Consider the following 13,271-nt stretch of genomic DNA (forward strand, 5'->3'; position numbering starts at 1 on the left):
TCGATCAGGCATTATCTCGATACCCATAACGCCAATCCTCGCCCTTTTCGCTGGTACAAAAAGGCTGAAGACATCCTGGCAAGCGTAGCCCGGGCAGCTCAGGCCATGACCCGCAACTTATGATCGATATTTCTGAAACACCACACTAGGTTCTGTACGAAAAGTCGCCGAGCGAAGGTCAGGCGAGGCGAAAAAGGCTGAGGAAGCGGACCGGGCTCGCGAACGAGTTTACGAGCGGTAAATGAGCATTCCGAAGCCTTTTTCAACGAAGCATCACCGAGCGCAGGCATTTTTCGTACAGAACCTAAGCAGCTTCGCTCTGAACTCCGGCGATAGGGTACGAAGTACTTATGTTTAGGATCGAGCTGAATAAATCTGTTGACAATATTCCTCTGGCAATTATCGCTATTGTCGTGACGGTGTTTGTCCTGTCCCTGGGAGACGCTCTGATCAAGCTGGCGAGCGGCAGCTTTGTCATATGGCAGATATTGGTACTTAGATCTTTGATGCTGCTTCCGGTTTTGCTCCTGCTGATAGGTGTCGCGGGAATAAAAAAATTACCCAGCGGGATTTTTTGGATTGCTTTGCGCAGCATCATGCTCATTGGAATGTGGGTGCTTTACTACCTTTCTCTCCCGAATGTAACACTATCCGCTGCCGCAGCGGCTTATTACACCTTGCCAATCTTCATTACGCTCTTCTCCGCATTGTTCTCTGGAGATCGCATCGGTATTGCGGGTTGGCTAGCAGTAGCTGTAGGGTTTGCAGGTGTTTTATTGATTCTCCGGCCGAGTGCCGAAGACTTCAATTTGTATACTACTCTGCCTTTGGGGTCAGCAATGCTATATGCCGGCGCAATGATAATCACTCGTCAGAAGTGCCGGGAACAGCATCCGTTAACGCTGTCTTTGTATCTGAATCTTGGGTTCCTTATTGTCGGCGTGGCTGTTAGCTTAATACTGTTTTTGCTTCCTGCGGAGTTACGCCATGGCTTCCTGTTTTCCGCCTGGAGCCCCATGGGAAAAGCAGAGTGGCTTTCCATAGGACTGTTAGCGATAGCATTGCTGATTGGCAGTGTCGGTGCGGCTATTGCCTATCAAAATGGACCCCCGGCTATGGTAGATACGTTTGATTTCGCCTACGTCGGCTTTGCGGTAATTTGGGGGTTCGTCTTTTTTGGAGAGGTGCCTGATAGTGTTTCTACTTTGGGCATGGTGATGATTATTGGGGCGGGGATCCTTTCCTTGCGGCAGTAAGTCCTGGGCCATACGAGGACGTCTTTACTCGGCTATCCCAGCGGCATCTCTATGTGGTTTGGATAGTACGATCGCGCAGAGGTCTCCACTGTTGAGGCCTGTCCGCCGGGCGCCTGACCCGCGTGTGCACGCGTATGGGATGCGGGAGCGCCCCTCAAACGTGCTGCCCACCGTTGATATGTATTTCGGCGCCATTGATGTAGCAGGAGCGTTCGCTGCAGAGGAAATAGATGGTCTCGGCGACTTCGTCGGGGGTGCCCAGGCGCTTGAGCGGGACCTCGGCTTCCACCAGGCCGTCGGTGCCGGGCGAGAGGATGGAGGTGGCGATCTCGCCCGGTGCGATGGCGTTGGCGCGTACGCCGCGTGGGCCGAATTCATGGGCCAGTTCGCGGGTGAGGGCGGCCAGTCCGGCCTTGGACGCTGCGTAGGCCACCCCGGCGAAGGGATGGACGCGCGAGCCGGCGATGGAGGTGACGTTGACGATGCTGCCTTTGGCCGCTTCCAGTTCCGGCAGCAGCGCACGGGCGAGCAGGGCGGTGGAGACCAGGTTGACGTTGAGCACGTGGGTCCAGGTTTCGGCGTCGGAGGCGGCTACTCCGAGGCGGCTGCCATCCGGTCCCTTGGGCGAGATGCCGGCGTTATTGACCAGGGCATCCAGCTTGCCGCTGGGCAGGCGTTCGCGCACGGTGGCCACCAGACGGTCGATCTGGGAGAGGTCGGCGAGGTCGGCCTGGATGTGGGCGTCGCGTGCTTCCGGCCAGGCGCATTCTTCGGAAAAGGGGTGCCGGGAGACGGTGAGCAGGCGCCAGCCCAGGTTGCGGAACAGCTTGACCGTGGCGTGGCCAATACCGCGGCTGGCGCCGGTGAGCAGCATGGTGCGTTGGGTCATGAAGGCTCCTGACGAGGACGGGCGGGGTTTCACTATGGCCCAGGCCAGGAGGATGGGGCAATCGAGTGGCCCTGATCCGCGTCGCTCATGCTGCGACCCTTCGCGTTGAATTAGCTGCGCCGAGGGGATGGTCGTGGCAGTCTGCGGACAGCCTGCAAGCCACCACGCGCCGAAGATGATTCCAGACCTGAGCAACCTGGAGTCTCTTGCGATGAGCGGATCCTATATCCATGTGCCGACGCCCGCCGGCGCCTTCGACGCCTACTTCGTGCCTTCCATCGATGGTCGCGGTCCGGGCATCGTGTTGTGCCAGGAGATCTTCGGCGTCAACGCCGCCATGCGGGCCGTCGCCGATCACCTGGCCGAAGAGGGCTACAGCGTGCTGGTGCCCGATCTTTATTGGCGCCAGGCGCCGCGCATCGAACTGGGTTACACCCCCGAGGATTTCGAAAAGGCCTACGGCCATTACCAGGCCTTCGACGAGCACCTGGGGGTGGTGGACATCGGTGCCGCCCTCGACCATTTGCGTACCCTGCCCGAAGTGAACGAAGCCGGGCTCGGCGTGGTGGGTTACTGCCTGGGCGGCAAGCTGGCCTACCTGGCCGCCTGCCGCTTGCGTCAGGTGGCTTGCGCCGTCGGCTACTACGGAGTCGGTATCGAAAAGGCCCTGGGCGAGTTGGAAGGCCTGAGTGGGCGCCTGGTGCTGCATTTCGCCGAGGCCGACCAATTCTGTCCGGCGCCCGCGCGGGAAGCCATCCTGGCGGCCCTGGCCGAGCGGCCGGGTACCGAGGGTTACGTTTACCCCGGCGTCGACCATGCCTTCGCCCGGCCCGCCGGCCATCACTACGACAAGCCCGCCGCGCTGCTGGCCCATGAGCGCACCATCGCCGCGCTGCGCCGCACCCTTGGCCCCGACTACAACCTGTCTGCGCTGTGGGAAGAGCACATCCGCCACGAATTCGATACCCGCGACGTGCCGGCAACCATGGCCACCATGGTGCCCGAGCCCTACGTCAACCATATCCCGACCATGACCGGCGGGGTCGGCTATCGCGAGCTGGCGCGCTTCTATCGCTATCACTTCGTGCATGGCAATCCCAAGGACATGAAGCTCACGCCGATCTCGCGCACCGTGGGTGCCTCGCAGATCGTCGACGAATTCGTCATGAGTTTCACCCACGACGAGGCCATCGACTGGATGCTGCCGGGCGTGGCGCCCACTGGTCGCTATGTCGAGATCCCCATGCTGGGGGTGGTGAAGTTCCGCGGGCCCAAGCTCTACCACGAGCACATCTATTGGGATCAGGCCAGCGTGCTGGTGCAGATCGGCCTGCTCGACCCCGAGGGCCTGCCGGTGGCGGGCGCCGAGACCGCGCACAAGCTGCTCAACGAGACCCTGCCGTCCAATACCCTGATGCCGAGCTGGGCTTCCAGCGCCGGCAAGTCCATCGAGGAGTGAGGCCATGAGTCTGCATTCCCTCGACGGCAAGACGGTGGTCATCAGCGGCAGCGCCACCCTGATCGGCCAGGCGGTGGCCGAGGCACTGGTCGCGGCGGGCGCCCGGGTAGCCCTGCTGGACATCGACCCGAATGGCGCGGCCGGTGCCGAGGTGCTCGGCGAAGCGGCCTTCTTCCAGACCGTGGACCTGACCGATGACGCGGCCTTGGCGCTCGCGGTAGCCGCCATCCGCGAACGCTTCGGCGCGGTGGCTGGCCTGGTCAACCTGGCCTGCACCTATCTCGACGACGGCCTGGGCTCGCCGCGCGGCGACTGGCTCAAGGCGCTGGACGTGAACCTGGTGTCGGCGGTGATGCTGGCCAAGGTGCTGCACCCCGACCTCAAGGCTCAGCGCGGGGCGGTGGTCAACTTCACCTCCATCTCCGCCGACTGCGCCCAGACCGGGCGCTGGCTCTACCCGGTCTCCAAGGCGGCGCTCAAGCAGCTGACCCGTTGCATGGCGCTGGACCTGGCACCGGATGGCATCCGCGTCAACTCAGTGTCGCCGGGCTGGACCTGGTCGCGGGTGATCGCCGAGGTCAGCGGCGGCGATCGCGCCCATGCCGACCGCGTCGCCGCCGACTTCCATCTGCTCGGTCGCCTCGGCGAGCCGGCGGAGGTGGCCCAGGTGGTCGCCTTCCTCTTGTCGCCGGCGGCGAGTTTCGTCACCGGGGCCGACTATGCCGTGGACGGCGGTTATTCGGTCATGGGACCGGAGCGCAACCAGCCGGCCATTCCACGCCTCGCCGAACGGGAGTGATGCCATGCAGAACCCCTTCTGGCGCCTGTTCAACGGCTTCACCCCCACCCGCAACTCGACTCCCCGGAGAACCTCCATGCGTCGTATCGCCATCGTCGGGGCCGGCCAGGCCGGCCTGCAACTAGGCCTGGGCCTGCTCGCCCAGGGCTACCATGTCACCCTCACCACCAACCGCACCGGCGAGCAGGTGCGCGCCGGCAAGGTGATGTCCAGCCAGTGCATGTTCAACACCTCGTTGCAGACCGAGCGCGACCTGGGGCTGAATTTCTGGGAAGACCAGTGCCCCGCGGTGGAAGGCATCGGCCTGGCCGTCCCGGATCCCGTGCATCCGGACCGCCCGGCCTTCCAGTGGAGCGCCCGCCTGGAGCGCTATGCCCAGGCGGTGGACCAGCGCCTGAAGATGCCGGCCTGGATGGACGAATTCGAGCGCCGCGGGGGTGAGCTGATCATCCAGGACGTCGGCCTGGCCGAGCTGGAAACCCTGAGTGCCAGCCACGACCTGACCTTGCTGGCCGCCGGCAAGGGCGAGGTGGTCAACCTCTTCGCCCGGGATACCGAGCGCACCGTCTTCCAGCAGCCGCAACGCGCCCTGGCGCTGACCTACGTGAAGGGCATGACGCCCATGTCGCCCTATTCGCGGGTGGCCTTCAATCTCATCCCCGGCGTGGGCGAGTACTTCGTCTTCCCCGCCCTGACCCTGAGCGGACCCTGCGAGATCATGGTCTTCGAAGGCATCCCCGGCGGCCCCATGGACTGCTGGCAGGACGTCACCTCGCCGGAGCAGCACCTGGAGCGCAGCCTGGAGATCGTCCGCCGCTTCGCGCCCTGGGAGGCCGAGCGCTGCCAGAACCTGGAGCTGACCGACGCCGGCGGTGTGCTGGCCGGGCGCTTCACGCCCATGGTGCGCAAGCCAGTGCTGCGCCTACCCTCGGGCCGGCCGGTGTTCGGCATGGCCGATGCCCTGGTGGTCAACGATCCCATCACCGGCCAGGGCTCCAACAATGCCGCCAAGTGCAGCAAGGTCTACCTGGAGGCCATCCTCGCCCAGGGCGATGCGGCCTTCACCCCCGACTGGATGCACCAGACCTTCGAGCGCTACTGGGACTACGCCGGCCAAGTGGTGAAGTGGACCAACAGCCTGCTGACCCCACCACCACCGCACATCCTCGACCTGCTCGGCGCCGCCAGCCAGTCCCAGGCCATCGCCGCGAACATCGTCAACGCCTTCGACGATCCCCGGCGCTTCGCGCCCTGGTGGTTCGAGGCGGATGCCTGCCAGACCTTCATCCGTGAACGCCTGAGCCAGGCCGCCTGAGGAACCCGCCATGACCCTAGACGCACTCGAACTCATCGCCGCCGACCCGACCAATCCGCGCGCCTTGCGCAACCTGCTGGGGCAATTCGCCACCGGCGTCACCGTGATCACCACCCGCGGTCGCGATGGCCGCAAGGTGGGCATGACCGCCAACTCCTTCTCCTCGGTGTCCCTGGAGCCGCCGTTGGTGCTCTGGAGCCTGGCGCGCCAGGCGCCGAGCCTGCCGGACTTCCTCGCCGCCAGCCACTTCGCCATCCACGTGCTGGGCAGCGATCAGCACCAGCTATCCGGGCACTTCGCCCGGCCGGCGGAGGACAAGTTCGCCGGCATCGCCCACCTCGAGGGCACCGCCGGGGTACCGCTGCTGGAGGAGGCGGTGGCCACCCTGATCTGCCGCAACCACGTCCAGTACGAGGGCGGCGACCACCTGATCTTCCTCGGCGAGATCGAGCACTACCGACACAGCGGCGGAGAACCGCTGGTCTTCCACGCCGGCCAATACCGGGTCGCCAGCGCGCATCCGGCGCTGAGCGCCTGAGCCTCGGCAGCGCCCGTCGATGCCACTCGATCGGCGGGCGCTGCCCTTTCGAATCTGCCTTTCGCGAGCACGAACAGCCGTATTCAAGGAGCCTTGCATGACCCGGATTCGCTATCTTTCCCTCGCCGGCGCTCTGGTCGCCGGGACCGCCCAGGCCTATGACCTGCCGGTGGTCAACCTCGGCCTCACCAGCTTTCTCGACGGCGGCCTGCCTGCGGGCAACGGCTGGTACCTGCAGCAGTATTTCCAGAACTACAGCAGCCATCGGCTGACCGATCAAAACGGCGACAAGCTGGGGCTGCCGAAGACCAAGCTGGACTACCAGGTATCGGTGACCCAGCTCAGCTACGTATCGGACCTGCGCCTGGGCAACGGCAACCTGGGTCTGAACATGTTGCTGCCGGTGGTGACGCGGATGAAGGTCGACGACGGCCTGAACAACGCGGCGCTCAAGGACCAGGGTGGCGTGGGCGACCTGCTGATAGGGCCCTTCATCCAGTTCGATCCGGTGATGGGCGCCAATGGCCCGCGGTTCGTCCAGCGGGTGGAATTCCAGATCAACGTACCCACCGGCGAGTACGACCGCGACAAGGACATCAATCCCGGCAACCATGCCTGGTCGCTGGACCCCTATTGGGCCGCCACCTACTGGTTCACCCCGAACTGGACTGTCTCGGTGCGCGCCCACTACCTCTACAACTTCAAGAACGACAAGCCGGGCTATGCCTTCGGCGACGTCTCCGACATCCAGGCCGGTCAGGCGCTGCACGCCAACTTCGCCACCGAATACGCCGTCACCCCGCAACTGCGCCTGGGCATCAACGGCTATTGGCTCAAGCAGATCACCGACACCCAGATCGACGGCCACGACGTCTCCGGGCGCCGGGAGAAGGTCTGGGCCATCGGCCCCGGCGCCATGTACAGCTTCTCCAAGAACGACCATCTGGTGGCCAACGCCTATTTCGAGCAGGACGCGCAGAACCGTCCGGAGGGCAGCCGGGTGCAGGTGCGCTACATCCATCACTTCTGACCGGACGGAGTTCAGCTCCCTTCGTCCTTTTCAAGCCTGCCGGGGATGGCAGGCTTCTTTTTGCCCGGCGTTTGGGCGGGAGCATTCTGCGTAGGTTGGGCTGAGCGCAGCGAAGCCCAACAATGGGCCCTTCCGGGCGATGCAGACGTAGCGAAAGACAATGCGGGATGACGCCTAAGGCATGGGTCATGTTGGTATTAAAAGTTTGCGCCGTCTCATTCTGAACTCCGATCCATCGCGACCATGGCGGTCCGCCGTTGCGGCCGCTCTCGCCTAGGTAGAACTCGCGCTAACCGTAGCGTGGAAAACGGCGTAGCCTTTTCCACTGGGAACCCCTGCGAGGCGTGCCCTCACCCCAACCCTCTCCCGAGGGGAGAGCGGGCTATCCGAGCAGGCATTCGGCTCCCTCAGTCCCGGTAAGATCCTGATCAAACTTAAGCCATCACCTTGGTAACAACTGTCCTAGGGCTACCGTGGCCGCGCTCGCTCTATCCGTAGGAGCGGCCGCAATGGAGTAGTGATTGTCATGGGCAGCGGTGGGTTGGGTTGAGCTCAACGAAGCCCCACAGAGAGGATCCGCCAGGCGACCCAGGCCAAGCGGTGGAGATCGATTGATGTCGCTGGAAGTGGGGGCTGTTGGGCTTCCACGGTGGAGCCGTCTCAGCCCAACCTACGGCAGGGTTGAGGTGTAGGTTGGGTTGAGCGCAGCGAAGCCCAACAGAGAAGTCCCACCAGGCGATCAGGCCATCTATTGGTGTAGCGCTGGAAGAGAAGGTTGTTGGGCTCCGACGGTAAATCAGCCTCAGCCCAACCTGCAAAAGCGAAGCCCGGCAGGCGAGCTGTCGGGCTTCTTGTATAACGTGGTGCGGGGTTAACGCGTAGACGCACTCTGCAAAAACTTCTCGCTATACAGCCGCGTCTCCTCGCCCAACCCCTGCTGGTCGAGCCAGGTCTTGACCGCCTCGACCATGGGCGGCGGGCCGCAGAGGTAGAGGTCGCAGGCCTGGTCGGTGAGGAAGCGGCGGTCGAAATGCTCAGGGATGTAGCCGCTCAGGCCCTGCCAGGCCGGGCTCGGCTGGCTGACCACCGGTTGGTAGTCGAAGTCGGCGATGCGCGCGCGATAGGCCTCCAGGCGGGCGCCTTCGCAGAGATCCTGTTCCTGGGTGACGCCATAGAACAGCCGCACCGGCTGGCCGCAGCCGCCTTTTTCGGCCATCTCGTCGAGCATGCCGAGGAAGGCCGAGAGGCCGGTGCCGCCGGCCACCAGGACCAGCGGCCGTTCCACCTGGCGCAGGTAGAAGCTGCCCAGGGGCGCCTCCAGCTCCAGGGTCAGCCCCGGCTGGCAGCGCTCGCGTAGGAAGTTGCTCATCACCCCGTCCGGCAGCAGGCGGATGAGGAATTGCAGCTGGTTCTGCGCATTGGGCCGGTTGGCGAATGAGTAGGCGCGCCAGTCATCGGTGCCGGGGATGCGCAGCCGCGCGTACTGGCCCGGCAGGAATTGCAGCTGCCGGGAAGCAGAGCTGGCGTCGAGGTGCAGGATGGCGGTGGTGGCCGAGACCAGCTCCACCGAGGTCACCTGGGCACTGATGCGCTCTGGGTCGGCGGCGTGGCAGAGGCTGGAGTCGTGGTCGAAGTAGAAGGCGGCGTCGGAGGTCACCCGGGTCTGGCAGGCGAGCACCTTGCGTTGCGCCAGGTCCCGCTCGGAGAGGGCTTCCTCGTCGACGTAATCCTGGCTGTAGGCGCCGGCTTCGCAGCGCCCCTGGCAGGTGCCGCAGACGCCTTCGCGGCAGTCCAGCGGCAGGCTGATGCCCTGGCGCAGGGCAGCGTCCAGCAGCAGTTCGTTGGGCTTCACCGCGATGAACAGCGTCTTGCCGTCGGCGAAGCTCAGAGCGACGTTGTGGCTCATGGCGGTGGCCTCAGAGGTGGTAGAAGTCGAGCACGGAGTTGATGGTGTCGTTGAGCAGCAGCACGTGCTTGCGGGTAATGCGGAAATCGCCGCCCACCTCGCGCAGGTGATAGGTCACCTGGCCATGGAACTGCTCGGAGACGCCATGCCGGGTATAGAGCGTCTGCCAGCCGGCGCGGACTTCCAATTGCCCGTCGTCACGGTGGGCGACGCGCACATTGCTGATCTGGTGCAGGGTGCGCGGCAGCGGCGTGGAGGCTGCCGACTTGCCGGTGCGCAGGCGGAACACCCGATCCTCCAGGCCCGATCTATCGGCGTAGTAGATGTAGGAGAGGCCCTGGGTGGGGTCCTGCACGTACTCGTGTTCGCTGACCCACTGCGGCAGGTGGAAGACGCTGCCGGCCTCGAACAACTCCAGGTAGGCGTCCCAGTCCTGGGCATCGCAGAGCGCGGCCTTGCGATAGAGGAACTGTTCCACGGCGTATTGCAGAGTCGGGTTCATGCCGACACCTCCGTCGGTTGCAGGGCCTTGAGCGCCAGGCCATCGAGCAGGAAGCGCTGCCAGGCGCCGTGCTGGTTCACATAGAGGCCTTCATGGGTGAATTCGGTACCGGTGAGCACCGGCTGGATGCCCAGGGCCTCGCTGTTCACGGTGGGGCCGGCGGTCCAGCGGTGATGGCCGCGAGAGATGTCGTTCCAGCGCTCCAGGCGGGCCTGGAAGCCACGCTGGGCCTCGCGGAATTCCACCAGATCGTCGGGCGTGCCCATGCCCGAGACGTTGAAGAAGTCCTCGAACTGGCGGATGCGATTGGTGCGGTCGGCCGGGGCCTCGCCCTTGACGCCGATGCACTGGCTGATGATCTCGGTCTTGTTCCAGGCCAGCGGCCGCACGATGCGCAGCTGGGAGCTGATCTGGTCCATGAAGAACAGGCTGGGGTAGATGTTGAGGTTGCGCAGGCGATGCATCATCCATTCGGCGCGGGCCTGGCCGTATTCCTCCACCAGGCGCGGCATGACGCTGGCATAGCCGGGGCGCACGGTGGGGTTGGGCATGTCGCTGAACAGCAGGCTGTGGCCGTTCTTGAAGGAGAACCAGCCATCGTCGGTCTCGGCATCGCCGGCGCCGAGCTTGCTGTAGTCCAGGGTGCTGCTGGCGCTGCCTTTCTCGGCATTGACCTGCTGGCGGTGCTGCACGGTGGAGACGTAGTTGTAGTGCACGGTGCTGACGTGATAACCGTCGAGACCGTTCTCGTTCTGCAGCTTCCAGTTGCCGTCGTAGGTGTAGGTGGACTTGCCCGGCAGGATCTCCAGCTCACCGGTGGGGGACTGAGCCACCATCATGTCGAAGAACACCTTGGCATCGCCCAGGTAGTCTTCCAGGGAGTCACTGCCCTGGGTATCCAGGCTGACGAAGACGAAGCCCTTGTAGCTCTGGATGCGCGCCTTCTTCAGGCCGCGGGTGGCCTTGTCGAAGCCATCGGGGTATTCGCCCGGTGCCTTGACCTTCACCAGGCGGCCGTCGCTCTTGTAGCACCAGGCGTGGAACGGACAGGTGAAGGTGGACTGGTTGCCGCGCGCCACGCGGGTGAGGGTGGCGCCGCGGTGCTGGCAGGCGTTGATCAGTGCATGCAGCTCGCCGTTGCCATCGCGGGTGATGATCAGCGGTTGGCGACCGGCGCGCAGCGTGACGAAGTCGTGGGGCTTGGCGATCTCGCTTTCGTGACAGGCATAGATCCAGACCTTCTCGAAGATCAGCTCCATTTCCAGCTCGAACAGCTCGGGTTCGGTGAAGAGATCGCGGGCGATTCGGTAGACGCCGTCGGCCGGACGGAAGTCCAGGCAACCTTGGATGTAGTCCTGCCATTGGGCAATGCTGCGGATGCTCATCAGGGGTGTCCTCTAGGGTGAGACTCGCCTCGATTGAAGCCCCGCCACCCCAACCCCTCTATCCGCTTTTTCGCTGATCGCTAGCCGGATTTTTTCACTCGCCGGACTGGCCTGCACTCTGCGGATAGTGGCGGCGGCACGCGGCGTGCAGCATGGAACCAGCCAGCGGAGGAGCCCAGCATGCAGCAGACGAATATCGAGGTGCAGACGCACAGTGGCCAGGTCGCCGAGGCCTGTCGCTGGATGAGCGCAATGGCTGGTCCGCACCGCCTGGAAACCCGTAGCGGCGCCGAGTTGAGTTTCCATCACCAAGGACTGCGACTGCCGGGCCGGGCCACGGTACTGGGGCGGATCGGCTATGGTGCCGCGGTGCAGATCGGCATCGACGCCCTGGATGCCTACAGCCTCAGCCTGCCGCTGCAGGGCCGTCAGTCCCTGGCCAGCCGCGGTGCGCGCGTACGTTCCGATAGCCAGTGCGGAATGGTCGTCGCACCCCATGAATGGCAGCGGCTGGACATGGCAGCCGACTGCCTCAAGCTGCAGGTGGTGATCCGCCGCGAAGCCCTGCAGGAGGTGGCGGAGGGCCTACTAGGCCGGCCACTGGCGGCGCCCCTGAGCTTTGCCGGCGAGATGGAACTGGCGCGCCCGGCGGTCGCGGCCTGGTGGCAGGGTGTGCGCCAATTGCTGGACGGCTGGAGCGCTGTCCAGGCGCTCTACGGCCAGCCGGCACTGGCCAATGACCTGGAAGTGATGCTGCTCAAGGGCCTACTGCTGGCCCAGCCGCATAACTATTCCGCGGCTCTGGAAGAAGGCGTGGGGACCGGCTATCCCGAGTTTCTCCTGCGGGCGCGGCGTTATCTCGAAGCCCATGCGCGGGAGAATCCCTCGCTGGAGAGCCTGGAGCACGTGGCCGGGGTGTCCCGCGCCAAGCTCTACGCCAGCTTCCGCCGCTATCACGGCCAGCCGCCCATGGCCTATCTCAAGCGGCTGCGACTGGAAGAGGTGCGGCGCCTGCTGCTGGCGCGTCGTGAGGGCGCCAGCGTCTCGCGCATCGCCCTGGATTGGGGCTTCGAGCACCTGGGGCGCTTCGCCAGCGACTACCGCCAGGCGTTCGGCGAGACGCCGTCGCAGACCCTGGCGGGGCGGCGTCTCAACTAGCCGGAGAGCGCCCCGCGAAAGCGGCGGGTTTCCGAGGGAGACTCGCCGTAGCGGCGCTTGTATTCCTGAGCGAACCGGCCGAGGTGCGCGAAGCCCCACTTGTAGGCGGTGTCCGTCACCGATTCGACGCGCCCGCTGCGCAGCTCTTCATGCACCCGCTCCAGGCGCAGGTCACGCAAATAGTGCATCGGCGTGGTGCTGCGGTAGGTGCGGAAACCGGCGAACAGGGTGCGGACGCTGACGCCGCCGTGCTCGGCCAGGGTTTCCACGCTGAGCGGCTCGTGCAGGTGCTCGGCGATATAGGCCTCGATGCGCTTGATGAAGTAGGGCGAGACATTACGCTCCCGTGTGCCTTCCAGCTGGCCATGCAGCGAATGCGGCTGGCCATAGAGCAGGGCGTTGAGCAGCGAGGATTCGAATTGCTTGAGTACCAGCGGCTGGTGGATCGGATGCGCCGGGTCTGCCAGGCCTTCCATGAGCAGGCCGAGCAACTGAAGGAAGTAGCTGCCGCCGGCTTGGCGCAGGTCCAGGCGCGGATCGAATTGCGGCAGGCGGCCCTGCTGGGGCAGGTGCTGGGCGCAATGATGTTCCAGGTCGGCCCGCTCCAGGCGCAGCACCAACTGGGCGGCGCCGGCGTACCACCTCATGCGCACCGGCAATTCCGGCGAGAGCAGGGCGGCAAGGTGCGGTGAGGACTGGAAGTCCGTCACCCCGCAGTGGATGTCGGCGCCACCGGCGAGGGGGATCTGGATGAGATAGAAGTCCTGCAGGCACTGTGGATCGATGTCGACATCGGTGCCGTATTCCAGGCGATTGAGCGACAGCCGCCCGCGGCTGACATGGTGCAGGCTGGCGCTGACGCTGTCGCCGCGGTGCACCGGCTTCAGCTCGTGGGGCTTGAACACCTTGCTGACACCCTGGCAGGCCGCCTCGCGATCGGCGACCAGGAATTGCAGGCTGTTCGAACAGAACAGGCTGGTCTGGCGAAAGCGCTCACCGCTCTCGGAAGGTGCGGACTCGTGGAGCATTGTTAC

At 64.6% G+C, this 13,271-nt stretch carries 12 protein-coding genes; 7 read left to right on the top strand and 5 right to left on the bottom strand.

Annotation, left to right across the window (positions count from 1 at the left end):
- The first annotated feature begins 350 nt into the window (after positions 1 to 350).
- On the top strand, positions 351 to 1,256 hold the full coding sequence (locus FAZ11_RS23675; RefSeq protein ID WP_058772561.1) for a DMT family transporter: 906 nt from the start codon (positions 351 to 353) through the stop codon (positions 1,254 to 1,256).
- Positions 1,257 to 1,410: 154 nt separating this feature from the next.
- Here the strand turns inward: FAZ11_RS23675 and FAZ11_RS23680 are convergent, their stop codons facing one another.
- Positions 1,411 to 2,145, bottom strand: a complete 735-nt coding sequence (locus FAZ11_RS23680) for an SDR family NAD(P)-dependent oxidoreductase (protein ID WP_058762066.1) — start codon at positions 2,143 to 2,145, stop codon at positions 1,411 to 1,413.
- Between the two features lie 211 nt (positions 2,146 to 2,356).
- On the opposite strand from FAZ11_RS23680, the gene FAZ11_RS23685 reads away from it, so the two are divergent.
- The 5 genes from FAZ11_RS23685 (at position 2,357) to FAZ11_RS23705 (ending at position 7,286) form a co-directional block, all read left to right on the top strand.
- On the top strand, positions 2,357 to 3,604 hold the full coding sequence (locus tag FAZ11_RS23685; RefSeq protein WP_058772562.1) for a dienelactone hydrolase family protein: 1,248 nt from the start codon (positions 2,357 to 2,359) through the stop codon (positions 3,602 to 3,604).
- Positions 3,605 to 3,608: 4 nt separating this feature from the next.
- Positions 3,609 to 4,403: an SDR family oxidoreductase gene (locus FAZ11_RS23690; RefSeq protein WP_058772563.1), complete on the top strand. Its 795-nt coding sequence runs from the start codon at positions 3,609 to 3,611 to the stop codon at positions 4,401 to 4,403.
- A gap of 76 nt (positions 4,404 to 4,479) precedes the next feature.
- A complete protein-coding gene (locus tag FAZ11_RS23695) occupies positions 4,480 to 5,718 on the top strand; it encodes a styrene monooxygenase/indole monooxygenase family protein (protein WP_058767340.1) in 1,239 nt (412 codons plus the stop codon).
- A gap of 10 nt (positions 5,719 to 5,728) precedes the next feature.
- Positions 5,729 to 6,256 carry a flavin reductase family protein gene (locus FAZ11_RS23700; protein ID WP_058762069.1) on the top strand — a complete coding sequence of 176 codons (528 nt, stop codon included), beginning with the start codon at positions 5,729 to 5,731 and terminating at the stop codon, positions 6,254 to 6,256.
- A gap of 97 nt (positions 6,257 to 6,353) precedes the next feature.
- Positions 6,354 to 7,286 carry a SphA family protein gene (locus tag FAZ11_RS23705; protein ID WP_058767316.1) on the top strand — a complete coding sequence of 311 codons (933 nt, stop codon included), beginning with the start codon at positions 6,354 to 6,356 and terminating at the stop codon, positions 7,284 to 7,286.
- A gap of 871 nt (positions 7,287 to 8,157) precedes the next feature.
- On the opposite strand, the gene antC is transcribed toward FAZ11_RS23705, so the two are convergent.
- Genes antC through antA form a run of 3 tightly spaced genes read right to left on the bottom strand, consistent with a single transcriptional unit; the run spans position 8,158 to position 11,079 of the window.
- Positions 8,158 to 9,192 (bottom strand): anthranilate 1,2-dioxygenase electron transfer component AntC, encoded by a 1,035-nt coding sequence (gene antC, locus FAZ11_RS23710; RefSeq protein ID WP_137279619.1) that lies wholly within the window; start codon positions 9,190 to 9,192, stop codon positions 8,158 to 8,160.
- A 10-nt stretch (positions 9,193 to 9,202) separates the two neighbouring features.
- Positions 9,203 to 9,694 carry an anthranilate 1,2-dioxygenase small subunit gene (gene antB, locus FAZ11_RS23715; protein ID WP_137279618.1) on the bottom strand — a complete coding sequence of 164 codons (492 nt, stop codon included), beginning with the start codon at positions 9,692 to 9,694 and terminating at the stop codon, positions 9,203 to 9,205.
- A complete protein-coding gene (gene antA, locus FAZ11_RS23720) occupies positions 9,691 to 11,079 on the bottom strand; it encodes an anthranilate 1,2-dioxygenase large subunit (protein WP_137279617.1) in 1,389 nt (462 codons plus the stop codon). The genes antB and antA overlap by 4 nt, the downstream gene beginning before the upstream one ends.
- Positions 11,080 to 11,259: 180 nt before the next feature.
- Between antA and FAZ11_RS23725 the strand changes: the two genes are divergently transcribed.
- Positions 11,260 to 12,237 (top strand): AraC family transcriptional regulator, encoded by a 978-nt coding sequence (locus tag FAZ11_RS23725; protein WP_137279616.1) that lies wholly within the window; start codon positions 11,260 to 11,262, stop codon positions 12,235 to 12,237.
- Here FAZ11_RS23725 and FAZ11_RS23730 read toward each other — a convergent pair.
- A complete protein-coding gene (locus FAZ11_RS23730; protein ID WP_137279615.1) occupies positions 12,234 to 13,265 on the bottom strand; it encodes an AraC family transcriptional regulator in 1,032 nt (343 codons plus the stop codon). The genes FAZ11_RS23725 and FAZ11_RS23730 overlap by 4 nt on opposite strands.
- Positions 13,266 to 13,271 lie beyond the last annotated feature (6 nt).

This window comes from Pseudomonas rhizoryzae, from assembly GCF_005250615.1.
Taxonomy (GTDB): domain Bacteria; phylum Pseudomonadota; class Gammaproteobacteria; order Pseudomonadales; family Pseudomonadaceae; genus Chryseomonas; species Chryseomonas rhizoryzae.